Genomic DNA, 21,469 nt, shown 5'->3' on the forward strand with positions numbered 1-21,469 from the left:
CGTCCCTTCATACGGCTCGCGCGTGCTGTGATGCGGCATGAGTACAACGGCACTTCGCCGCCGCGTTCGTTCGTTCGTTCGTTCGTCCGTCCGTCCGTCCGTCCGTCAATGTACCGGAACATTGGCGTGCTGAGTCGGATCGAGTGGTCGGAAACGCGAAGATGGCTATCTCGCGGCATCCGGCATCGCGCAACGGCCGCGCGCGCATGCAGTTGTGCGCGAACGGCGGACTTCATTCAGGCGTTCGTCACTGTCGCCCGTACCACACAGTGAAGGCTGTGGTGCTTCAAACCGGCATTTTCAAGCCCGCTTTTGGTGCGTCGGGCACGTGTTTGGAGCAGGCCGGGCCCTGTCCTGCCGATGTCCTGTTCATACGCGGAAGCGCCGAAGCGCCCCGTCGCCTGACGAACCCTGTGGCCGTCGTCCGCCTGTAATTGTTACAAGCGCCGGGGAAGAACGGCAGGGGCGGCCCGCCACGTGGCCCGCCACAAATAACAGGCGTCCAGGAAGGAAAGGAAGGAAACGCTTCAGGCCCCTTCGATTTCCGCGCGGGTCGGAATCGATGGCTGCGCGCCTGCGCGCGTGACGGAAATCGACGCGGCGCGCTGCGCGAAGCGGATCGCGTCCGCCACGCTCGCCCCTCGCGCCAGTTGCGCGGCAAAGCCGCCGATGAAGGTATCGCCCGCCGCGGTCGTATCGACGGCCCGCACGCGCGGCGCGTCGAAATGCCGGGGCGGCTCGCCGCTCGTCGCGGCCACCACGCCCTGCGCGCCGATCGTCACGATCACGTTGCGCGCGCCCGCGTTGCGCAATGCATCGGCGGCCAGCATCGCTTCTTCCGGCGACGAAACGGGCAGACCCGTCAGCGTCGCCGCTTCGAGCTCGTTCGGAATCAGATAGTCGATAAGCGGCAGCCAGTCGGCGGGCAACGGGCCCACGGCGGGCGCCGGATTCAGGATGACGGTCTTGCCGAGCCGGCGCGCAGCGCAGAGCGCCGCATGAACGGTCGCGGGCGGCGTCTCCAGCTGGCAGATCACGACCTGCGCGCGCGCCAGCGCCGCTTCGTGGCGCGCGACGGTATCGGGTGTCACTTCGCCGTTGCTGCCCGCAATGATGACGATCGCATTCTGGCTGCCATCATCGACGATGATGAGCGCGACACCCGTCGGCGCGGTCGCGCTCGTTTCGAGCGCCGTACAGTCGATGCCCTCCGCTTCGAGGCCCGCGCGCAACTGCGCGCCGTTTGCGTCAGCGCCGATGCAGCCGAGCATCGCCACCTGCGCGCCCAGACGCGCGGCGGCCACCGCCTGGTTGCCGCCCTTGCCGCCCGGGACCTGCGCGAACGCATGGCCGGCGAGCGTCTCGCCCGGCTGCGGCATGCGCGGCGCGCGCGCGACGAGATCCATGTTCAGACTGCCGACCACGGTCACGTGCCCGCGCGCGTCATTCGTTGCCACAACTGCCTCCATCGTCTTGCCTGTCGGCGCGCATGACCGGCGCGGCCGCTCTCTCTCGTCCAGCAGCGTCACGCTGCCTTGATATTGCGCCGCGCTCCCGCAAACGCGGCCGTCGACTCGCGCAGGATCAGGCGAGGCGCGATCACGCGGCGGCGGAACGTCGAATCCGCTGCCGTGCCGTTGATCCGCTCGATCAGCGTCTGCGCCGCCATTTCGCCGAGCGCGCGCACCGACTGGCCGACCGTCGACAGCGCCGGATAGGTGAAGCGCCCCAGCTCGATGTCGTCGAAACCGATGACCGAGCAGTCCTGAGGCACGCGCAGGCCGCGCTCGGCCGCCGCGCGCAGCGCACCGATGCCCATCATGTCGTTGCACGCGAAGATCGCCGTCGGCTGCACGGTGTCGAACAGCTGGCCCGCCGCGCGGTAGCCGCCGCTGCCCGAAAAGTCGCTCTCGACGATGCCGTTCGGCGCGATCTCGATGCCGCGCTCGGCCATCGCGCGAATGAAGCCGTGCACGCGCATCGCGCTGACGGCCGTTTCAATCGGGCCCGTGATGCAGCCGATCTTCGAATGCCCCAGTTGCAGCAGGTGCCGCGTCGCCAGATAGGCGCCCTTCTCGTGATCGATCTGGACCAGATCGGCGGACACCCCTTCGATATTCCGGTCGACGATCACGAGCGGCTCGCGCGAATCGGCGAGCGTCGTCGCAAGCGTCGCATCGTCGCCCGCCGACGCGACGATCAGCCCGTCGATGCGCTTTTCCTGCAACACGCGCAGATAGCTGCGCTGCTTCGCCGGATCGTCGTCCGAGTTGCAGAAGAACACGCAGTAGCCATTGCGCGCGCAACCGTCCTCGATGCCGCGCGCCAGCTCCGCGAAGTACGGATTGGTGCTGTTGGGCACCACGAGCCCGATCGTCGCCGTCGAGCGCGCCTTGAGCGACCGCGCGACTGCGGACGGCACGTAGTTGAGCTGGCGGATCGCCAGTTCGACTTTCGAGCGCACGTCCGCGGACACCGGCCGCGTATTGTTCACGACATGCGACACCGTAGTGAATGACACGCCGGCGATGGCCGCCACATCCTTGATCGTCGCCATAAACTAAAACCCCTTGCCTGTTCTTACTGCTGGCCAATGCAGCTCATGCTGCATCCGCGGTGCTCTCGTTAAGTTATTCCCAGCGCGGCCGCCGTCCCGCGCCACGGCGGCCGCCCCGCTTTCAATTACGCTTGCGACGGCTGCGGTACGTATCCAGCACAACCGCGATCACGATCACAGCACCCGTAATGATGCGCTTGGTCGGTTCGTTCGCGCCGATCTGCGCGAGGCCCGCCGCGAGCACCGATATGATCAACACGCCAAAGAACGTGCTGATGACGGAACCGCGCCCGCCCATCAGACTCGTTCCGCCGATCACGACAGCCGCGATTACCTGCAGTTCCAGCCCCGCGCCCGCATTCGGGTCGGCCGCTTCGAGACGCGAAATCTGGAACAGCGCCGCGAGCCCCGACAGCGCGCCCATCAGCGCGAACACGATCACCTTGTACGGCTTCGGGTTCACGCCCGCAAGCCGTACGGCTTCCTCGTTCGTGCCAATGCCGACCAGATAGCGGCCGAACACCGTGCGCGTCAGCACCAGCTGCGCGACGATCATCACGGCCACCGCGATCAGGAACGCCGGCGAGATACCGACGGCGATCGGGTTCGACAGGAAATCGAACGCGTCGCCGATATACGCGGTGCGCGAGTTCGTCATCTGATACGCGAGGCCGCGCGCCGCTTCGAGCACGCCGAGCGACACGATGAACGACGGAATTCGCCAGCCGACCGTCACGGCGCCCGTGATCGTGCCCGTCAGCGCCGCCGCGGCGAGGCCGAGCGCGGCCGCCACGATCGGGCCGAGCTGCCACTTGAGCGACGCGACGCTCACGACCGACGCCCCCAGCGCCAGCACCGAGCCGACGGACAGATCGATGCCCGCGATGATCAGCACGAACGTCATCCCGACCGACATCACGACGAGATCGGGGATCTGGTTCGCGATGGTGACGAACGTCTCGAACGTCAAAAAGTGCGAGCTCAGCACCGAGAACAGCGCGATCATCGCGACCAGCGCGCCGACGAGCCCGAGGTAGTTCGAAAAGCCCAGGCGCGTGCCCGCCGGCTTGCCGCTCGCGAGCGGCGCCGAGGGATCGGCTGCATGATCGGCTGCTTGAGCGGCGGCATGATCGGCGGCATGAGCGGCCGTCGCCGTCACGCCGGCGGGCGCGGCCGCCGGTTCCTTGCCCGCGCCTCCCGTGATCCGTTGATCGGTCATGACTGAGTCTCTCCTTCGTGCACCTCATGCGGGTGCAACAGGGCTTCGCGATTGCGATAGCCGGCGAATGCCGCGGCGAGCAGCCCATCCTGCGTCCACTCGTCCCGCCTGAATACACCCGTCATGCGCCCCGCCGACATCACGCCGATCCGGTCGCAGATCAGCATCAGCTCGCGCAGGTCGCTCGACACGACCACGAGCGCGCGGCCTTCGCGGGCGAGCGCGCCCATCAATCCATAAATATCGAACTTCGCGCCGACATCGATGCCGCGCGTCGGTTCGTCGAACAGCAGCACCTTGCAATCGCGCGCGAGCCACCGGCCGATCACCACCTTCTGCTGATTGCCGCCCGACAGCTCGCCGACCAGCTGCGCCGGCCCCGACGTGCGGATGCGCATCGCGTCGATCTGCCGCTTCGCGAGCGCGTTCTCGCGCTTCGCGTCGACGATGCCATGCCGCGCGACGCCGCGCAGATTGCCAAGCGACACGTTCGCCGCAATCGGCTGCGGCAGCAGCAGCCCTTCGCCCTTGCGGTCTTCCGTAATCAGCGCGATGCCGTGCTTCACCGCGTCGGAAGGCGTGCCGATCTGCACGGGCGTCGGCGCCGCGCCCGGCGTCGCGGCCAGCGACACGGTGCCGGCATCCTTCTGGTCCGCGCCGTAGATGAGCCGCATCAGTTCCGTGCGGCCCGCGCCGATCAGGCCGCTCACGCCGAAAATCTCGCCCGCCTTCACCTCGAACGACACGTCGCGCACGACGGGCGCGCGGGTCATCCCGTCGACCTTCAGCAGCGTCGCGCCGATGTTGCGCGTGCCCAGATCGATGCGCTCGCCAAGCTCGCGGCCGACCATCAGCGTGACGATCTGGTCGCTCGTCAGGTTCGCCATCGCATCGACGCGCACCAGCCTGCCGTCCCGCAGCACGGCCACGCGCTCGGCGACGCGCGCCAACTCTTCGAGCCGGTGCGAGATGTAGATGAGCGCGACGCCGCGCGCCTTCAGCCGGTCGATCTGCTCGAACAGCAAATCGACTTCGCGCGCCGTCAGCATCGCCGTCGGCTCGTCGAGGATCAGCACGCGGCAGTCGCCGATCAGATTGCGCGCGATTTCGACCATCTGCTGATGACCGATGCCCAGTTCGCCGACGAGGGTATCGGGGTCGATCGCTTCGAGTCCGACCTGGGCCATCGCCTCGCGCGCGTCCTCGCGCAGCTTGCGGCGATCGATCCAGCCGAAGCCGAGTCTGCCCGCGCGGGGCAGCCGGTTCAGGAACAGGTTCTCGGCAACCGACAGCGTCGGCAGCAGATTCAGCTCCTGCATCACCATGCGGATGCCGAGCGCTTCCGCTTCCGTCCGGCTCGCGGGGGCGTACGGCTCGCCCGCAAGCTGCATCGAGCCCGTCGTCGGATCGACGAGCCCGCCGATGATCTTCGACAGCGTGCTCTTGCCCGCGCCGTTCTCGCCCGTCAGCGCGAGCGCCTCCCCGGCGTGCAACGCCAGCGAGACGTCCGCCAGCACGGGCTCGGCATAGGTCTTCCCTATCCCCGTGACGGACAGTACGGCAGGCAATGCGTCTTGGTCGGTTGATGCCATCGTGATCCAGATCTCGTAGCCGCCGCTCAGCGCCGCAGCGGACTGCGCCTCGTGCGCCCGTCCGTCATGCAGCGCCGCCGCGCGGCTGCGCCAGTCATGCGGACAGCCGGCCCGAGGCCGTGCGCATCCCGAAGATACGGCTTTTCGGGCTGCGCCCCGTCCGTCTGCTCGCGGGCAGGCCGCCGTCATGACGCTTACCTCTGGCATAACGGCGGCGCGGCGATTTTCTTGAGCGCTCGTTTACCTCGACGCGCGAACCGTGTGCGCTGAATGTTGCCGCACGGCCCGCGCGCACTCCTTACTTCGTGACCAGATCGACGGGCGTTTCGACGACGCCCGACAGGTCCGCCTGCTTCTTGTGTCCGGAAATCGCCTTCAACGCGACGTCGATGCCGAACACGGCCTGCTTCGCCGCGTACTGATCGGCCGTGGCGAGCACGCGGCCGTCCTTCAGCATCGGCTTGATCGCGTTGATGTTGTCGTAGCCGACCACGTAGACCTTGCCCTGCTTGCCCGCCGCGCGCACGGCCGACACCGCGCCGATCGCCATGTTGTCGTTGCCGCACAGCAGCGCCTTGATGTTCGGGAAGGCGTTGAGCATCGACGACGCGATCGCGTTGCCCTTGTCGATTTCCCATTCGCCCGACTGCACCGTGTCGACCTTCGCGCCGACCTTCTGCATCGCCGCCTTGAAGCCCGCGGTGCGCTGCTGCGCGTTGGTCGTCGTCGATACGCCTTCGATGATGCCCACCTCGTCGCCCGACTTCAGCTTCTTCGCCAGATAGTCGCCGACCTTCTCGGCGCCCTTCGCGTTGTCCGGACCGACGAACGGCACGTTCAGATCCTTCGACTTGAGCACCTCGGGGTCGAGCCGGTTGTCGATGTTCACGACGATGATGCCGGCGTCCACCGCCTTCTTGACCACAGGCACGAGTGCCTTCGAATCTGCCGGCGCGAGCACGATCGCATCGACCTTCGAGACGATCATCTGCTCGACGATGCGGATCTGGTTCGCCGTATCCGTCTCGTCCTTGATGCCGTTCGTGATCAGGTCGAAGGTGCTCGCGTTGTGCTTCTGATAGTCCTTCGCGCCCGTTTCCATCGTGAGGAAGAACTCGTTGGCGAGCGACTTCATCACGAGCGCGACTTTCGGTTTTTTGGCGGCTTGCGCCCATGCCGACGAGAACGGCACGGCAGCGGCCGTGAATGCGACAGCAGCCATCAGGACGCGGCGACGAATGCGGTGGTTCATGCGGTATCTCCAGTTGTTGGACTCGGAGCGAGTCCGTTTTTGTTTGTGCGCAAACGTTTGCGAGCGATATTCTCGACGGTGCCTGTTCGCGATGTCAACGATGGGCGGTGCTGCGCTGCACATCGCGCCGTCGCGCGCGACGCATGCCGTGCGCAAGGCCCGGCGCCTCTGGACGCACGTATTGCCGCGAAACTTCGGCGGTGCTTCGAATGACGTCGTGGCACGGATCGCTCGCTTGGTTCTGCCCGTTGATCGGCCTGTGCGATGGGAGCCGCCTGTTGCCAGAACGCGTCCCACGCGCAGCGGCGCTCGTGATGCCCGGCGATGCAACGCGCCGGTAATGCCTTGCTGCTCCCTGCCCCCGCAAGCCGCTATTACCGCGGCGGGCAGGACGCCTATGCTGGCCCCTTCTTGCGCGCGCGGCAAGGGAAAAGAGGCGAAAAGCCACGGCCGTCGTGATCGGCGCAACAGGTGCGATGTGCGTATCATGGGCCGATGGTTCGTATGGGATGGTTCGGATGGCCGCGTCTTTGGCTCGCGATGTGTTCGTCCCGACGGTCATGCGGATGCAACAGCTATTAACGTGGAGTCGTCATGCTCGGCATCAGCCAGTTCCCGCTCTTTCTCGCCGCCGTCACGGTGCTCAATCTCACACCCGGACCCGACATTGCGTATGTCGCCGGTCAAAGCATCGCGCAAGGACGACGAGCGGGACTGTTGTCGGCCGTCGGCGTTGCGTTCGGCGGCTGCATGCATACGCTCGCGTGCGCGCTCGGCATCACGGCGCTGCTGGCGGCGTCGCCGGGCGCGTTCAACGCGATCAAATGGATCGGCGCTGCGTATCTGATGTATCTCGGCTTGAGAATGCTGTGGCCGACGGCTGCCGCCGCCGCGAAGGGCGATGCGCCGCCCGACGTGCCGCGGCTCTCGCGCGGCACGCTGCTCTTTCGCGGCTTCGTGACGAATGCGTCGAACCCGAAAGTGCTGCTCTTCTATATAGCGTTCTTCCCGCAGTTCGTCAGCGTCGACAGCCCGCACAAGACGTTGGCCTTTCTCGTGCTGGGCGCGGTGTTCGTGACGCTCGGGCTTATCAACGACTGCGTGGTCGCGTGGCTCGCCGCGACGGCCGCGCGCGCCGTGCGCTCGCAACCGGCCGTGCGGCGGTGGATCGACCGCGTGGTGGGCGCGGGGTTCATCGGCCTGGGCGTGCGGCTCGCGCTGACGAAGCGTTGATGACGCGCTGACGACGCGCCGAGATGCGCTGACGAAACGCTGAGACACGCGACGCGCCCCGGCCTCTGCGCGCTTACAGCCAGTTCGCCCTCTTGAAGCCCCGGTACAGCGCGAAGTCGATCAGCAGCATCACCAGCAGGCAGATGGGATAGCCGTACCTGAAGTGCAGCTCGGGAATCTCCTGGAAGTTCATCCCGTAGATGCCGGCGATCATGGTCGGCACGGCGAACAGCGCGGCGAACGAGCCGAGACGCTTGGTCACTTCGTTCTCAGCGAGCGAGATCATGCCGAGGTTGACCTGAATGGCCGTGACGATCATTTCGCGGCGCCCTTCGATGGTCCGCACGATGCGGTCCAGGTGATCGTAGACATCGCGGAAGTACGCCTGCATCCCGGCGCAGATCGACGGAATGCGTCCGCCCGTGAGTTTGCTGATGCCTTCGAGCAGTGGCGAGATGTGATGCTGGAGCATAACGAGGCGGCGCTTTAACGAGTACAGATCTTCGATGATCGCGCGCGACGCGGCGAGGTCGTGCTTGTCGAAGATGCGGTCTTCGATTTCCTCGATCTCAGTGCCGATCGCTTCGAGAATCGGGAAGTAGCGGTCGACGACATTGTCGGCGAGCGCATACAGCACGAACGCCGCGCCCTCCTTCAGCAGCTGCGGTTCGCGCTCGCAGCGCGCGCGGACTTCCTGGAAGCCGTGACGCGTGCCGCGCCGCACCGATAGCACGTAATTCGCGCCGACGAACACATCGACCTCGCCGATCACGAATTCGCCATCGTCGTCGGTTTCGATCGTGTGCATGACGGCGAACAGCGAATCGCCGTACTCCTCGATCTTCGGACGCTGATGGCCGTGACGCACGTCTTCGACAGCCAGTTCGTGCAGCGCGAATTCGTGCTTCATCACTTCGAGCTCGCCAGGGCCCGGGTCTTTCAACGCGACCCAGACGAAGCACTCGGGTTTGGCGACATAGACGCTGATGTCGTCGATCTCGATGTCGGCCAGCTTGCGGCCATCCTGATACGCGGCGCAGTTGATCAGCATGATTGAATACCTTGAAAACGATTCGGCTTCGCGGATTGAAAGCGGTGAGTCGCGATGGGCGGTTGTCCTGTTCGTGTGCCGCCGGATCGCGACGCAAAGCCGGCATGAGCGCGGCGTGCGATACGAGTCCCCGATGTTACGTCGGCTCGCGCCGGCGCGGTGTGTCGAATTGTGAATGTCGCGTCAAGGCCGCCTGTCGGCCTGTCTTTCAATTGGCGACGCGCCGCAGCATGATGCGGTGATCGTCGTTGAACGACACGCTGGCGCGATTCGAATAGCGCGTGTCCGCCGTGACGAAGAAGCCGATCTCCACGACAGGGTCGAACTGTGTCGACACCGCGATGCGATGCGTGCCGGGCGTGAGCCAGAAGACGATGTGCTCGCCGTTCATGATGTCCGCGACGCGTTCGCCGTCGACATACACGAGGGCATCGCGAAAGCGGACGATGACGTTGTCGGTCCGCTCGCGCCGCAGGTCGACGGCCACCTTGCCGGAGCCCGTTTGCGTGACCGCCGGCTTGACGATGCGCTCGGCGGGCACGTCCTTGAACGGCACCTTGTCGGCGGGTGTCGACGCGCAACCGGCGACGAACGACATGGCCATCATCGCCGCCACCAAAAGCGTGAGCGACGGGGCCTTGCGTGCCGGCGCGGCGGCGCGCGTCGCCAGGCCTTGCTTGCGTCTCATCGTTCGTCTCCCTGTCGCACCGGCCGCGCCGCTGCCCCGTTATTCTTCCGCCTGCTGGAACGGGTTCAGCACCCGCGCGCCCGTTCCGTCGAAGTCTGCCACGTTGCGCGTCACGACGGTCAGGTTGTAAATCAGTGCCGTCGCCGCGATCATTCTGTCGAGCGAGTGCTCGGCGTGCGGCACGCGCAGATGACCCCACGTTTGCGCGACGTCGGTGCCGACATTCAGGATGTGGCTGCTGAACGAATCGATGATCGTATCGAGCCATCCTTCCAGCCGCAGCGCCTGGAATTTGTCGCCGCGATGCCGGATCAGATCGACGCCGCGCCGCAACTCGCCCACGGTCACGACCGACAGATACAGGCGATGCCCCTCATCTCTCGCTGCTTCGAAAAAAGCCTGAACGCCAGGATTGGCGCGGCTGCTCTTGCGCATTTCGCTGATTACATTGGTATCAATCAAGTACACCCGGTCCCTCGCTTTCGTCAGTTGCGTCATGCAGGCGCTCGAAGTCGGCGTCTTCGCCGACGTCCGGCATGCTTATCAGCAACTCAGTAAAGCTGAGCTTCTTAGGCTGAAAGAGCGCCTGCGCCAGGATTTCCCGATGTTCTGCTTCGACGCTGCGCCCGTGAGACGCGGCCAGCTCACGCAGGCTCTGCACCAACGCATCGTCCAGACCTCGGACCAACAAATTTGCCATTTTCATTCCCCGGTACACGTGTGATATCAATGATATCATCAACCATCGCGCAGTCAACCCGGCCGAATGGCATAGGGGTTGCGACATGCCGCCGTCGCGTTCAAGATCGGTTCAAGGGCGGCGCATGGACCGCGGCGTTCACGCGCAGGCAAGCGGCGCGGTGCTTCAAGGGAGGCTTCGATGTGGTACTTCAGCTGGATTCTGGGCATTGGCGTGGCGCTGGGCTTCGGGATCATCAACGCGATGTGGCTCGAAGCGAACGGCACGTTCACCCGCGATGACGCGCCCGCCCCGACACCTTCCAGCACCGAGGACTCATCCACGTGACGCATCTGGTTTTTATCTGTGGCCACGCGGGCACCGGCAAGACGACGCTCGCCAAACGGCTGATCGGCCCATTGATGAAGGCGACGGGCCATGCCTTCTGTCTGTTGGACAAGGACACGCTCTACGGCGCGTATAGCGCGGCCGCGATCGGCGCGCTGACGGGCGATCCGAACGATCGCGACAGCCCGCTTTTTCTCCAGCACTTTCGCGACCCCGAATATCGCGGCCTGTTCGATACGGCCGCTGAGAATCTGCGGCTCGGCATCGGCGTGATTGCCGTCGGGCCGCTGTCGCGTGAAGTGCGCGAGCGCAAGCTCTTCGATCGCACGTGGCTCGGCGTGCCGAAGGACGTGAAGATCGGCGTCGTGTGGGTCGCGACATCGGAAGAGGCTGCGCGCGAGCGCATTCTCGCGCGCGGCAATCCGAACGACGCGTACAAGCTCGCGCATTGGGACGAATACCGGCAGCGCCGCTTCGTGCCGGCGGGCGATCAGTGCGAAGGCCTGCTGATGTTCGACAACACCGCGCCCGTGCCAGCCGATTACGACGCGCTGCTCGCGCAGATCGCGCAGGCGCCGCAACCTGCCGGCGCGATGCTGCCGCCGATGCCCGTCTGACGCGCGCGCCGTCGCGCGGCTTCAGGCGAGCACTTTCGGCACACACCCTTCGGCACATATCTTCAGCACGCGCCCGACAACAAAAACGGGCGTTCGGCCTCTTTGGTCGAACGCCCGCTTCCTTATTGCCTCCAAGGTGGCTCTCTGCGGGGCCTCATCCGTTCACGCCGGCCCCCGGTTCCGCTGTCTGCCGGATCGGACGGTCAGACCGTCGCCATCGCCTCCAGCGCGCGGCCTTCGTACAGTTGCCCGAAACGGTTCGCGAGAAACTCGCGCAGCGACACCTGCTCCTGACGCACGAACCCGCTTTGCGGCAGCTTCTTTTCGCGGAACAGGTCGAGCACCGCGCACATCGCGCCCGCCGTGGTGATCTGGATCGCGCTCATCGGCACGCCGCAGACGGTCTTCGCGAAGATCTTGCGCGTGAACACTTCCTGCACCAACTGGCCGTCGCGCACGCCCGTCACCGTGATGAAGACGAGCACGACATCCTGGGCCGTCGACGGCACCGAGCGTCGCATGATCGTCTTCAGCGTGTCGCGGTCGGTCGCAAGACGCAGATCTTCGAGCAGGAACTGCATCAGGTCGCGATGCCCCGGATAGCGCACCGACTTGTAGTCGAGCGTCTCGACACGGCCCGCCAGCGTCTCGCACAACGTGCCCAGACCGCCCGACGTGTTGAACGCCTCGTACTCGATGCCGTCGAGCGAAAAATGCTCGAGGCCTTCGAGCGGCTGCACCCACTGCGTGCGGCTGTCGCGGATCGCTTCGCACGGCTGGCAGTACTCGTTGATGAGCCCGTCGACGCTCCACGTCAGGTTGTACTTCAAAGCATTGGTCGGAAACTCGGGCAGCGCGCCGACGCGCATCTTCACGTCGCGGATTTCGCTGAAGCGGTTCGCCAGTTCGTGCGCGGCGATGCCGATGAAGCCCGGCGCAAGACCGCACTGCGGCATGAACGCGTGCTCGGCGTCGTCGGCGATCGCGCGGATCGCATGCGTCGCGCGCACGTCTTCCGTCAGGTCGAAATAGTGCACGCCTGCGCCCTTCGCGGCCGTCGCGACGCTCACCGCAAGGTAATACGGCAGCGCGTTGATCAGCGCGTCGAAACCCTGGATGGCGGCGCGCAGCGCGGCGGCATCGGCGGAATCGACGCGGCGCGTCGGGATGCCTTGCGCGGCCAGCTTGTCGAGCGCGTGCTGATCGCGGTCCATCGCGACCACTTCGTAGTCGCCTGTCTCGCGCAACATGTGCGCAATGGTGTGACCGATCAGACCTGCGCCAACGATGGCAACTTTCATGCGCTTCTCCTTTGTTCTCTGTTCGATGGATGCTGTCTCCAGCGTGAACGGCGCGCCGCAGCGAACCTCTGTAAAGAAGTTTAGGGAGAAGGCCAGTCGGTTTATAGGCGCAAAGTGCTGCGCAATGACCATGAACTTCGACGATTCGACGACACATTCCGACGATTCGTCGAAAGCGAATCAAAACCGCGTAAACGTGGGACGTATGCGGCGCTCAAGATGCGCGTGGAGCGAGCCCGCGCGCGTTCATCCGCCGATCATTCCGCGATCGATCTTGCGCGACAGGATGATCGACGTCGTCGTGCGCTCGACGCCCGCGAGTCCGCCGATCTGGTCGAGCAGATCGTTCAGGCGCTCCGGCGAATCGGCGCGCAGCCATGCGACGTAGTCGAACTCGCCGCTCACCGCGCACAGCAATTGCACTTCGGGCATCCGGTTCAGCTTCTTCTGCACGTCCGGTCCGTACTTCGGCGCGATGATGATGCCGACGTACGCATAGATGCTCGCGTCGAGCACATCCTGGCCGAGCCGCACGCTATAGCCGGCGATCACGTTGGTCTTTTCCAGCCGCGCAATGCGCGCGATCACGGTCGTGCGTGCGACGCCCAGCTGTCGCGCGAGATTCGCGACGCTTTCGCGCGCGTTGGCCTGCAGCAGCGCAACGAGGTTGCGGTCGAGTTCGTCGAGTTGATCGAGGCGCGGTGGTCTCATCGATTGAAGGTCAGCGTTGAGTGGAAGCTCGTCGCACGACGAGCCGCAGACGTGGAGTACGGGATACGCGGATTATGCACCCCGCGCCCCGCAGCGCGAATACATGCGGACTGCACATATCGTGCGTTGACATGCGGCGACGCGTCACGCGCCGAAGCGCTCGATCACGAAGTCGATGAACGTCGTGAGCTTCGGCGTCGGGCGCCTGTCGCGCGGATAGAGCAGATGCACGGGCGCGCCATCGGGCAGCCAGTCTTCGAGCACGCAGACGAGCTCGCCGCGCTCGATCTCGCGCGCGAGCAGCGCTTCCGGCTGAAGCACCAGACCGAAGCCGCGCAGCGCGGCCACCTTGAGCGCCTGGCCGTTGTTCGCGCGAAAGCGTCCCGGACGCAACTGGCACTCGGTCGCGGCATCGCCGTCGAGACGCCACAGCCCCTCCCGGCCCCAATGCAGAAAGCCGAGGCACTCGTGATTCACGAGATCGGCGGGCGTCTTCGGCGTGCCCATCCGCGCGAGATACGCGGGCGATGCGCATGCGCGCATCCGGTACGGCTTCAACGGCCTTGCGACGAGGCTCGAATCCGGCAGGCGACCGATGCGCACGGCGGCATCGAAACCCTCTTCGACAAGATCGACGATGCGGTTCGACAGATCGAGTTCGAGACTGACGTCGGGCCATGCGCCCAGATAGTCGGTCATCGCGGGCGAGAACACTTCGACGCCGTACGTGAGCGGCACCGTCACTTTCAGCGTGCCGCGCGGCGCGGACGTCATCGATTCCGCCAGCGACTCGGCGGCCTTCACGTCGGCGAGAATGCGCCGGCATTGCTCGTAATACTGGCGGCCGATCTCGGTGAGGCTTTGACGGCGCGTCGTGCGCGTCAGCAGCCGCGCAGAAAGCTGCGTTTCGAGCGAGCGGATGTGCTTGCCGACCATCGCCGACGACAGCTGGAAACGCTCGGCGGCCGCCGTCAGGCTGCCCGCTTCGACCACGGCCACGAAGATTTCCATGCTGGCGAATTTGTCCACCGGCTATTTTTCCCGATCGTTTCGGTTGTAAGCAGTTGTCGCAATGCAGTCGCAATGCGGCGATAACGTGATACTAATAGCACCCTGATGTGCGCCGCACGCCTATGCATAACGCTTCGTCAAGCTTCACTCTCATACGAACGGACAACAGGAGTCTCAATGAAAAAAACGCTCGCCATTCTCGCTTCCGCATTGTCGATGAGCGCCGCATTCGCACAGACGCCAGCGCCCGCAGGCGCATCGGCGCCCGCCATGTCGACGGCCGCTTCGCAGACGCAGGGCAAGGCGCGCCACGAGCAACGCGTCGAAGAACGGATCAACTACCTGCATTCGCAACTGAAGATCACGTCGGCGCAAGAGTCGCAATGGAACGCGTTCGCCGACGTCATGCGCAGCAACAGTGAAACGATGGGCAATCTGTTCGCGCAGCGCAGGGCGAATCCGAACATGTCCGCGCTCGACGACATGAAGGGCTACGCCGAGATCACGCAGGCTCACGCGGACGGCTCGAAGAAACTCGTCGACGCGTTCGAGCCGCTCTACACCAGCTTCTCGCCGGAGCAGAAGAAGCTCGCCGACGAGACCTTCCGCCGGCAGCCGGGTGAAGGCCATGCGCACCACCGTCGTTCGGGCAAGCCGGCCGCGCCTGCTTCGGACGCGACCGTCAAGCCGTAAAGCGCAGCGCAAGTTGCCGCATGTGTTTCGCAAGACGCCTGCCGTCACGGGCAGGCGTTTTTCATTGCATCCGCGCGAATCTGGCATCATGCGCGCCTGCACCGCGTTTGCACGTCCTTTGCACCTCGTTGCGCTTCATTGCGCTGACGTCGGCTCACGCGGCCCTGTCATCTGAATACGCTTCAAAGCCCATGCTCGAACTGAAGAACATCGACCTGCTTACCGATCCGGCCGCGCAACGCGTCGTCAAGGACGAAACCGTCACCGTGCAATTCGCTCAAGGTGACGGCGAACTGATGAGCCTCGAAGGGCCGAATCGCTATGCGCGCGGCGACGCGCTGATCACGGGCTCGACGGGCGATCGCTGGGTCGTGTCGCGCGAGCGCTTCGACGCGAAGTACCTGCCCGCCGACGCCGGGCTCGCGCACGGCGACGCCGGTTCGTATCGCAATCGCCCGGCCGTCGTGCTCGCGAAGCAGATGAGCGAACCGTTCTCGCTCGCGCGTTCGTCGCAGGGCGGCGACGTGCTCAAGGGCACGGCAGGCGACTGGATCATGCAATACGCGCCCGGCGACTATGGCGTCGTGCAGGCCGAGCGCTTCGCGAAGGTCTATCGGCTCGCGCACTGAGACGCTTCGCGCGACGCGCTTCCGTCCTTGCATCGCCTCGCGTGAGCGCTTCACCCGTCGGGCTCGCCGCGTTCAGGCGAACTCGTCGCCGAGCTCGACGGTCACTTCACGCGGCACGCTCTTGCCAGCCGCGTATTCCTCTTCCAGCGATCCCAGCGTCGCTTCGACATACGCGCGCAGCACCGCGAAGCTGCGGCCCCGCAGGCGCGGCGGCATCGCGCGATAACGCGCGAGCGCGGCCGGCGCGATCGCGACGATCAACACCATGCGGCGCGCCGTCGAGCCGAAGCGCATCGCGATCCAATGCACGACGATCTGCGGCACGCCGTTGTCATCGGGGCGCTCGATGAACTGTGTCTGCTCGGGAAAGAGATCGCTGATCACGCGCGCCAGTTCTTCGATGTCGGCGGTCGCGCACTCGTACTGATAGGCTTCCATGTCGATGGCCTCGGGCCTGTGGGTCTTGATGGACGATAGATTCTGCTGAAGCTCAAGCCGAGCGCGCGTGCATCCTGATCAGCACGGCGGCCACGGCAAGCGCCGCGACGGCATAGATCGCGTCGACGGCCACGAGCGGCAACAACCGCGCCTGCGACATCGCGGCGGGCACGTCGACGAGCGCATGCGCGGCGATTGCAACGGGCAGGATGGCGCGCCAGTCCGCACGCACGCCGCGCCACATCAGCACGGACAGCCCGATCTGGAACACGAGCGCGGCCACGCGTTCGAGCACGAAGAGACCGGCCATCGCAGGCGACAGGCTCGCGAGAATCAGATGAAGCCGCATCAGCGATGCGGGCGGGACATGGCCAAGATACGCATCGAGGTGGCCGCGATTTTCCAGCACGCCGAATGCGATCCACTGCGCCTGCACGATTACGCCGACCAGCCACGCTTCCGCGCCGCCATGTCCGAGCCCGTACGCAAGCGGCGTACCGTCACCCTTCGCATGGTTCGCCGTGCGCCGCGCCAGCCAGCGCATCGCGATGAAACGGCCCACTTCCTCGCAGATGCCCGCCGCCAGCACGCCGTAGACGACGAACGCGAGCGGATTCGACAGCCATTCGCTCGTCGCTGCGTTCTGACGCAGCAGATAGTCGTTGAGCGCGCGCTCGATCAGCATCGCGAACAGCGCGAACACGGCGACGCCCGCAATCGCGTCGCGCCGGTTCAGCGCGAACGGCGCGCGCCAACGGCGGTACAGGCCGATCGGAAGCCATGCAATGAAAAGTGTGGCGACAGCGAGAATCGCAAGCGTAATGGGTGAAACGGGCAAAGCTGGCATCGGGCAGCGCGGATCCGGTGACGAAAGAGAGACTTCGCCGCGCATTGTAAGCGCGTCGCCGTCTGAATGCCGAACGCGCGAACGATCAACGCGCCGTCGACGCGCGTTCGATCAGTTCGCCCGGCAGCAGGCAGTCGCGCGCGCTCGCCTGCGCGCCGTCGATGCGTTCGTGCAGAAATTCGACGGCCCGATAGCCGATGTCGTAGGTCGGCTGGCGAATCGTCGTGATGCCGGCGAGTTCGGCCCATTCGGGATCGTCGATCGACAGCAGCGCAACGCGCTTTTGCCAGTCCGCGCCATGACGCTGGTTCAGATGCCGCGCAAGCGCCAGCGCGACAGGGCCGTTCGCGGCAAAGAGCGCGACGCGTGGCCTGGTGGCCTCGCCTTCGCGTTTTTCGCCACTGTTTTCCCGGTTTGCAATCTCGGTATCGAGCGCGGTATCGATCTCGGCGTCGAGCACAGTCAGCGTCTGCGCCAGTTCATCCGCATCGTCGAGTTCCACTACGACCGTGCGGCCGCTCACCTGCGGATACTGGGTCAGCGCCCGATGAAACGCCGCTTCGCGCAGGCGCCGCGAACTGACGCGCTCGAACGGCTGCACGACGAACCACACGCGATCGAAGCCGCGCTCGACGAGATGCCGCGTCGCGACCGTCACGGCCGCCTCGTTGTCGAGCCCGACCATATCGGCGACGAGCCCTTCCACCGAGCGGTCCACCAGCACCGCCGGAATCCCGCCGCCGCCCACGGGACGCAACGTCTCCTCGCTCACGCCGAGCGCATTGACGATCACGCCTTCCACACGATACGTCGTCAGCAGTTGCAGAAAGCGCCGCTCCATGTCGACTTCGTTCGCTGCGTGGCAGATGAGCGGCATGTAGCCGAGCGCGTGGCAAGCCGCCTCGACGCCTTGCAGCACCTCGACGGAATACGGGTTCGTCAGATCGGCGACCAGCATGCCGATCAGGCGATTGCGGCCGCGCTTCAGGCCGCGCGCCATCTGGTTCGGCTGATAGTCGAGCCGTTCGATCGCGGCTTCGATACGCGCGCGCAGTTGCGGCGACAGCACGCTCAGCTCGCCGTTCAGATAGCGCGAGATGCTCGTCTTGCCCGTGCCGGCTTCGCGGGCGACGTCGCTGATGGTGGCGCGGCGCGGTGCGCCTGACGGCGGCGTGCTCATCGCGAGAGGACGTCGCGGTTGACGATGTTGATCCTCAGCGTGCCGTCGAGCGCGCTGACCAGGTTTTCCGCCGCGCAGCGCGCCATCGCGTGACGCGTCTCGTGCGTCGCCGAGCCGATGTGCGGCAGCGCGACCACGTTGTTCATCTTCAGCAGCGGCGAGTTCGCGTCGAGCGGCTCCTTGTCGAACACGTCGAGCGCCGCGCCGTGAATCGTGCCCGCTTGCAGCGCTTCGACCAGCGCGTTTTCGTCGACGGTCTGTCCGCGCGATGCGTTGATCAGAATCGCGCTCTTCTTCATCTTGCGCAGCTCGTTCGCGCCGATCATGTGACGCGTTTCGGGCGTGAGCGGCACCTGCAGGCAAACGAAATCGGAAGTGGCGAGCAGTTCGTCGAGCTCGACGCGGCGCGCGCCGTAGTGCTGTTCGGCTTGCGCGTTCGCGCTGCGGTTCGTGTACAGCACCTTCATGTTGAAGCCGAGCGCCGCGCGCCGCGCAACGGCCCCGCCGATGCGCCCCAGCCCGACGATGCCGAGCGTCTTGCCCTGCACGTCGACACCATACAGATCAGGCCCGATGCTCGCCTTCCACTCGCCTGCCTTCACCCAGTCCGCCAGCTCGACGACGCGCCGCGCGCTCGCCAGGATCAGCGAGAACACGGTGTCAGCCGTCGATTCCGTCAGCACGTCGGGCGTATGCGCAAGCACGACGCCGCGCTTCGTCAGATCGTCGACGTCGAAGTTGTCGTAGCCGACCGAAATGGTCGAGAGCGCCTTGAGCTTCGTCGCGCCTTCGAGCATCGCGGGCGTGATCTTCACGCTCGCGCCGATCGCGCCGTCGGCGTCCTTCAGCGCGGCGACGAACGCATCGTGCTGAGCGGCGTCCACCTGCACCACGTCGGCATGCTGCTGGAGATACGACAGCACATCGTCCGGCAGCGGCTTGTATGCGACGATCTTTCGCTTCATCGAATCACTTTCCTTGCAACGGAGTGGCGAGAGCCGCACCCTGCATGCGCGGCGGCTTGACGGCAAGCGTCAGCACGACGGCGGCGACGAGCGCGACGCTCATGAACACATATGACGCAGCAGGCGAGCCCGTCGCGCCGTTCAGATACCCGACCACATACGAGCCCACGAATGAGCCGAGCGCGCCCATGCTGTTGATCAGCGCCATTGCGCCGCCCGCGACGTTCTTCGGCAGCAGTTCCGGCACGATCGCAAAGAACGGGCCGTACGGCGCGTACATCGCGGCGCCCGCGATCACGAGCAACGCATACGACATCCAGAAGTGCGTCGAGCCAAGCGCATACGAAGCCGCGAACGCCGCCGCGCCGATCAGCAGGAACGGCCACACGAACGCGCGGCGGTTGTTGAGTTTATCCGACGCCCATGACGCCGCGAGCATCGCGATCGTCGCGGCCAGATACGGCAGCGCCGACAGCCAGCCCGTTTCGACCATGCCGAGCGTCGAGCCGTTCTTCAGAATGGACGGCAGCCACAGCACGAAGCCGTACACGCCGATGCTCCAGCAGAAGTACTGCGCGCACAGCTTGATGACGGCGGGCTCGCGGAACGCTTCGCCATAGTTGCGCACGGGCTTGATCGCGGCCTGCTCGGCGCGCAGCGTATCGGCGAGCTGCTTCTTGTCAGCGTCCGACAGCCACTTCACCTGCTCGGGTTTGTCCTTCACGATGAACCACCAGCAGACGGCCCACACGATCGCGGGCACGCCTTCCGCGATGAACATCTGGCGCCAGCCGAACGAATGCACGAGATAGCCGGACACGACCGACATCCACAGCACCGTCACGGGATTGCCGAGAATCAGGAATGTGTTGGCGCGCGAGCGCTCACGCTTCGTGAACCAGTTGCTGATGAAGATCAGCATCGCGGGCATCACGGCCGCTTCGACGATGCCGAGCGCGAAGCGGATCACCATCAGCGACGGAATGTTGCTGACGATACCCGTCAGCGCCGCGCAGCCGCCCCACAGCACGAGGCTCCAGAACACGAGCTTCTTGACGCTGCGGCGCTCGGCGTAGATCGCGCCCGGAATCTGAAAGAAGAAGTAGCCGAGAAAGAACAGCGCGCCGATCAGCGACGACAGCCCTTTGCTGATGCCGAGATCCTGGTTGATGCCGGCGGCGGCCGCGAAGCCGTAGTTCGCGCGGTCGAGATAGGCGAGGCTGTACGTGATGAACACGATCGGCATGATCGTCCACCAGCGGCGAATCGCGAGTGATGAGGGCATCGATGTCTCCTTTGTCAAACAGAGTCGGGGCTTGAACCCCTGACTCCCGTCCCATGCAAAAATTTGCTGGCGTGAGCCGGTTTCCCGGCTCGGTCTGTCGGTGTGCTGCCGCGTGCCCTGAATCGGATCGGACGCGCGGCGGGCACCTTCTTGTTGTTGTCGTGTTGATTGGCTGAACGCTGAAACGTCACGCGGCCAGCGCGGGCCGCGCCGGATCGCCACGCTCGAGTGCATCGAGTTCGGCGCGCGTCGGCAGTGCTTCGGAATCGCCGATCACCTGGATCGCCAGCGCGCCGATGCGGTTGCCTCGCGCCACCGCCTCCGGCAGCGCGCGCCCTTCGAGCAGCGCGCTCACCACGCCGACGGCGAAGCCATCGCCCGCGCCGACGGTATCGACGATGTTCTCGACGGGCTGCGCCGCGACGATGCCCGAACCGGCCGCCGTGCGGTAATACGCGCCTTGCGCGCCCAGCTTGACGATCACCCCCTTCGCGCCACGGTCCAGATAGAACTGCGCGATGTCGTCGGCGTTCGTGTAGCCCGTCAGAATCTCGCCTTCGCCGATGCCGGGCAGCACCCAGTCGGCGAACGTCGCGAGTTCGTTCAGCGCATCCGCCATCGCTTCACGCGACGGCCACAGCGTCGGGCGCAGGTTCGGGTCGAACGAGATCGTCTTGCCTGCGTTGCGCATTTCGCGCGCCAGATGGAACGCCAGTTCGCGCGAACTCGCGGAAATCGCGGGCGCGACGCCCGTCAGATGCAGATGGCGCGCGCCCAGCACGTAGTCCGCCACATAGTCGTCGAGCGACAGATGGCTCGCCGCCGAGCCCTTGCGGAAATATTCGACGGCCGGATCGCTGCCGTCGTCGTTCTTCGACTTGAGCTGAAAGCCCGTCGGATAGCGTTGGTCCGTCGTCACGCAACCCTGGTCGATGCCTTCCTTCGCCAGCGTGTCGCGCACGTACTGGCCGAACGAATCGCCGCCGACGCGGCTCATCCAGCCCACCTTGAAGCCCAGGCGCGACAGGCCGATCGCGACGTTCAGATCGGCGCCCGCGATGCGTTTCGTGAACTGGCCGACGCCCGCGAGCGGGCCCGTTTCGGCCGCGACAAACATCGCCATCGCTTCGCCGTAGGTGATGACATCGAGTATCGGATGCATGGCTTCTCCTG

The 21,469-nt window shown here is 65.5% G+C and carries 23 protein-coding genes; 5 read left to right on the forward strand and 18 right to left on the reverse strand.

Features of this window, described 5'->3' with window-relative positions; genetic code table 11:
• Positions 1-527: 527 nt before the first annotated feature.
• The 5 genes from rbsK to AABE10_RS31975 form a co-directional block, all read right to left on the reverse strand.
• On the reverse strand, positions 528-1,457 hold the full coding sequence (rbsK, locus tag AABE10_RS31955; protein ID WP_342937102.1) for a ribokinase: 930 nt from the start codon (positions 1,455-1,457) through the stop codon (positions 528-530).
• 68 nt (positions 1,458-1,525) lie between these two features.
• Positions 1,526-2,557, reverse strand: a complete 1,032-nt coding sequence (locus tag AABE10_RS31960) for a LacI family DNA-binding transcriptional regulator (RefSeq protein ID WP_342937103.1) — start codon at positions 2,555-2,557, stop codon at positions 1,526-1,528.
• Positions 2,558-2,678: 121 nt separating this feature from the next.
• Positions 2,679-3,776 carry an ABC transporter permease gene (locus AABE10_RS31965; protein WP_342937104.1) on the reverse strand — a complete coding sequence of 366 codons (1,098 nt, stop codon included), beginning with the start codon at positions 3,774-3,776 and terminating at the stop codon, positions 2,679-2,681.
• The gene (locus AABE10_RS31970) at positions 3,773-5,368 is read right to left on the reverse strand and encodes a sugar ABC transporter ATP-binding protein (protein ID WP_342937105.1); all 1,596 of its coding nucleotides are present in this window, start codon (positions 5,366-5,368) and stop codon (positions 3,773-3,775) included. The genes AABE10_RS31965 and AABE10_RS31970 overlap by 4 nt, the downstream gene beginning before the upstream one ends.
• Before the next feature lie 298 nt (positions 5,369-5,666).
• Entirely contained in the window at positions 5,667-6,620 is a 954-nt protein-coding gene (locus AABE10_RS31975; protein WP_342937106.1) for a sugar ABC transporter substrate-binding protein, read from the reverse strand.
• Between the two features lie 594 nt (positions 6,621-7,214).
• Between AABE10_RS31975 and AABE10_RS31980 the strand changes: the two genes are divergently transcribed.
• Complete coding sequence (locus AABE10_RS31980; RefSeq protein ID WP_342937107.1) at positions 7,215-7,853, forward strand: LysE family translocator; 639 nt, start codon at positions 7,215-7,217, stop codon at positions 7,851-7,853.
• A gap of 73 nt (positions 7,854-7,926) precedes the next feature.
• Here the strand turns inward: AABE10_RS31980 and corA are convergent, their stop codons facing one another.
• From corA to AABE10_RS32000, 4 genes are all read right to left on the reverse strand, one after another.
• On the reverse strand, positions 7,927-8,904 hold the full coding sequence (corA, locus tag AABE10_RS31985; RefSeq protein ID WP_342937108.1) for a magnesium/cobalt transporter CorA: 978 nt from the start codon (positions 8,902-8,904) through the stop codon (positions 7,927-7,929).
• Positions 8,905-9,112: 208 nt separating this feature from the next.
• Positions 9,113-9,592: a hypothetical protein gene (locus tag AABE10_RS31990; RefSeq protein ID WP_342937109.1), complete on the reverse strand. Its 480-nt coding sequence runs from the start codon at positions 9,590-9,592 to the stop codon at positions 9,113-9,115.
• A gap of 39 nt (positions 9,593-9,631) precedes the next feature.
• Positions 9,632-10,060 carry a type II toxin-antitoxin system VapC family toxin gene (locus AABE10_RS31995; RefSeq protein WP_342937110.1) on the reverse strand — a complete coding sequence of 143 codons (429 nt, stop codon included), beginning with the start codon at positions 10,058-10,060 and terminating at the stop codon, positions 9,632-9,634.
• Complete coding sequence (locus AABE10_RS32000; RefSeq protein ID WP_342937111.1) at positions 10,047-10,292, reverse strand: FitA-like ribbon-helix-helix domain-containing protein; 246 nt, start codon at positions 10,290-10,292, stop codon at positions 10,047-10,049. The genes AABE10_RS31995 and AABE10_RS32000 overlap by 14 nt, the downstream gene beginning before the upstream one ends.
• A 180-nt stretch (positions 10,293-10,472) precedes the next feature.
• Here AABE10_RS32000 and cydX point away from each other — a divergent pair, with 180 nt between their 5' ends.
• Together cydX and AABE10_RS32010 are read left to right on the forward strand one after the other, a co-directional pair.
• Positions 10,473-10,619, forward strand: coding sequence for a cytochrome bd-I oxidase subunit CydX (gene cydX, locus AABE10_RS32005; protein WP_087735285.1), 147 nt, complete (start codon positions 10,473-10,475; stop codon positions 10,617-10,619).
• A complete protein-coding gene (locus AABE10_RS32010; protein WP_342937112.1) occupies positions 10,616-11,236 on the forward strand; it encodes an ATP-binding protein in 621 nt (206 codons plus the stop codon). Before cydX ends, AABE10_RS32010 begins: the two co-directional genes overlap by 4 nt.
• Positions 11,237-11,439: 203 nt before the next feature.
• On the opposite strand, the gene AABE10_RS32015 is transcribed toward AABE10_RS32010, so the two are convergent.
• The 3 genes from AABE10_RS32015 to AABE10_RS32025 form a co-directional block, all read right to left on the reverse strand.
• A complete protein-coding gene (locus AABE10_RS32015) occupies positions 11,440-12,537 on the reverse strand; it encodes a saccharopine dehydrogenase family protein (protein ID WP_342937113.1) in 1,098 nt (365 codons plus the stop codon).
• Between the two features lie 246 nt (positions 12,538-12,783).
• Positions 12,784-13,248, reverse strand: a complete 465-nt coding sequence (locus AABE10_RS32020) for an Lrp/AsnC family transcriptional regulator (RefSeq protein WP_087735288.1) — start codon at positions 13,246-13,248, stop codon at positions 12,784-12,786.
• A 144-nt stretch (positions 13,249-13,392) separates the two neighbouring features.
• Positions 13,393-14,277 (reverse strand): LysR family transcriptional regulator, encoded by an 885-nt coding sequence (locus AABE10_RS32025; RefSeq protein WP_342937114.1) that lies wholly within the window; start codon positions 14,275-14,277, stop codon positions 13,393-13,395.
• 159 nt (positions 14,278-14,436) lie between these two features.
• On the opposite strand from AABE10_RS32025, the gene AABE10_RS32030 reads away from it, so the two are divergent.
• Together AABE10_RS32030 and AABE10_RS32035 are read left to right on the forward strand one after the other, a co-directional pair.
• Positions 14,437-14,952 carry a Spy/CpxP family protein refolding chaperone gene (locus tag AABE10_RS32030; RefSeq protein WP_342937115.1) on the forward strand — a complete coding sequence of 172 codons (516 nt, stop codon included), beginning with the start codon at positions 14,437-14,439 and terminating at the stop codon, positions 14,950-14,952.
• 191 nt (positions 14,953-15,143) lie between these two features.
• Positions 15,144-15,581 carry a PGDYG domain-containing protein gene (locus AABE10_RS32035; RefSeq protein WP_342937116.1) on the forward strand — a complete coding sequence of 146 codons (438 nt, stop codon included), beginning with the start codon at positions 15,144-15,146 and terminating at the stop codon, positions 15,579-15,581.
• Positions 15,582-15,653: 72 nt separating this feature from the next.
• Here the strand turns inward: AABE10_RS32035 and AABE10_RS32040 are convergent, their stop codons facing one another.
• The 6 genes from AABE10_RS32040 to AABE10_RS32065 form a co-directional block, all read right to left on the reverse strand.
• Positions 15,654-16,019, reverse strand: coding sequence for a DUF3022 domain-containing protein (locus AABE10_RS32040; RefSeq protein WP_342937117.1), 366 nt, complete (start codon positions 16,017-16,019; stop codon positions 15,654-15,656).
• Between the two features lie 52 nt (positions 16,020-16,071).
• The gene (locus AABE10_RS32045) at positions 16,072-16,866 is read right to left on the reverse strand and encodes a YhfC family intramembrane metalloprotease (RefSeq protein WP_342937118.1); all 795 of its coding nucleotides are present in this window, start codon (positions 16,864-16,866) and stop codon (positions 16,072-16,074) included.
• Between the two features lie 85 nt (positions 16,867-16,951).
• The gene (locus AABE10_RS32050; protein ID WP_342937119.1) at positions 16,952-18,046 is read right to left on the reverse strand and encodes a LacI family DNA-binding transcriptional regulator; all 1,095 of its coding nucleotides are present in this window, start codon (positions 18,044-18,046) and stop codon (positions 16,952-16,954) included.
• Positions 18,043-19,011 (reverse strand): D-glycerate dehydrogenase, encoded by a 969-nt coding sequence (locus AABE10_RS32055; RefSeq protein WP_342937120.1) that lies wholly within the window; start codon positions 19,009-19,011, stop codon positions 18,043-18,045. The genes AABE10_RS32050 and AABE10_RS32055 overlap by 4 nt, the downstream gene beginning before the upstream one ends.
• Positions 19,012-19,015: 4 nt before the next feature.
• Entirely contained in the window at positions 19,016-20,296 is a 1,281-nt protein-coding gene (locus AABE10_RS32060; RefSeq protein WP_342937121.1) for an MFS transporter, read from the reverse strand.
• Positions 20,297-20,483: 187 nt separating this feature from the next.
• Positions 20,484-21,458: a sugar kinase gene (locus AABE10_RS32065; RefSeq protein WP_342937122.1), complete on the reverse strand. Its 975-nt coding sequence runs from the start codon at positions 21,456-21,458 to the stop codon at positions 20,484-20,486.
• Positions 21,459-21,469 lie beyond the last annotated feature (11 nt).

Origin of the sequence: Paraburkholderia diazotrophica (assembly GCF_038900755.1) — a bacterium.
GTDB lineage: Bacteria > Pseudomonadota > Gammaproteobacteria > Burkholderiales > Burkholderiaceae > Paraburkholderia > Paraburkholderia diazotrophica_A.

Excerpts from the sequence above, each read along its gene's own strand:
- AABE10_RS31960 (WP_342937103.1), bottom strand. The coding sequence starts at position 2,557 with ATGGCGACGATCAAGGATGTGGCGGCCATCGCCGGCGTGTCATTCACT.
- AABE10_RS31965 (WP_342937104.1), bottom strand. The coding sequence starts at position 3,776 with ATGACCGATCAACGGATCACGGGAGGCGCGGGCAAGGAACCGGCGGCC.
- AABE10_RS31970 (WP_342937105.1), bottom strand. The coding sequence starts at position 5,368 with ATGGCATCAACCGACCAAGACGCATTGCCTGCCGTACTGTCCGTCACG.
- AABE10_RS31975 (WP_342937106.1), bottom strand. The coding sequence starts at position 6,620 with ATGAACCACCGCATTCGTCGCCGCGTCCTGATGGCTGCTGTCGCATTC.
- AABE10_RS31980 (WP_342937107.1), top strand. The coding sequence starts at position 7,215 with ATGCTCGGCATCAGCCAGTTCCCGCTCTTTCTCGCCGCCGTCACGGTG.
- corA (WP_342937108.1), bottom strand. The coding sequence starts at position 8,904 with ATGCTGATCAACTGCGCCGCGTATCAGGATGGCCGCAAGCTGGCCGAC.
- AABE10_RS31990 (WP_342937109.1), bottom strand. The coding sequence starts at position 9,592 with ATGAGACGCAAGCAAGGCCTGGCGACGCGCGCCGCCGCGCCGGCACGC.
- AABE10_RS32000 (WP_342937111.1), bottom strand. The coding sequence starts at position 10,292 with ATGGCAAATTTGTTGGTCCGAGGTCTGGACGATGCGTTGGTGCAGAGC.
- cydX (WP_087735285.1), top strand. The coding sequence starts at position 10,473 with ATGTGGTACTTCAGCTGGATTCTGGGCATTGGCGTGGCGCTGGGCTTC.
- AABE10_RS32015 (WP_342937113.1), bottom strand. The coding sequence starts at position 12,537 with ATGAAAGTTGCCATCGTTGGCGCAGGTCTGATCGGTCACACCATTGCG.
- AABE10_RS32020 (WP_087735288.1), bottom strand. The coding sequence starts at position 13,248 with ATGAGACCACCGCGCCTCGATCAACTCGACGAACTCGACCGCAACCTC.
- AABE10_RS32030 (WP_342937115.1), top strand. The coding sequence starts at position 14,437 with ATGAAAAAAACGCTCGCCATTCTCGCTTCCGCATTGTCGATGAGCGCC.
- AABE10_RS32035 (WP_342937116.1), top strand. The coding sequence starts at position 15,144 with ATGCTCGAACTGAAGAACATCGACCTGCTTACCGATCCGGCCGCGCAA.
- AABE10_RS32040 (WP_342937117.1), bottom strand. The coding sequence starts at position 16,019 with ATGGAAGCCTATCAGTACGAGTGCGCGACCGCCGACATCGAAGAACTG.
- AABE10_RS32045 (WP_342937118.1), bottom strand. The coding sequence starts at position 16,866 with ATGCCAGCTTTGCCCGTTTCACCCATTACGCTTGCGATTCTCGCTGTC.
- AABE10_RS32050 (WP_342937119.1), bottom strand. The coding sequence starts at position 18,046 with ATGAGCACGCCGCCGTCAGGCGCACCGCGCCGCGCCACCATCAGCGAC.
- AABE10_RS32055 (WP_342937120.1), bottom strand. The coding sequence starts at position 19,011 with ATGAAGCGAAAGATCGTCGCATACAAGCCGCTGCCGGACGATGTGCTG.
- AABE10_RS32060 (WP_342937121.1), bottom strand. The coding sequence starts at position 20,296 with ATGCCCTCATCACTCGCGATTCGCCGCTGGTGGACGATCATGCCGATC.
- AABE10_RS32065 (WP_342937122.1), bottom strand. The coding sequence starts at position 21,458 with ATGCATCCGATACTCGATGTCATCACCTACGGCGAAGCGATGGCGATG.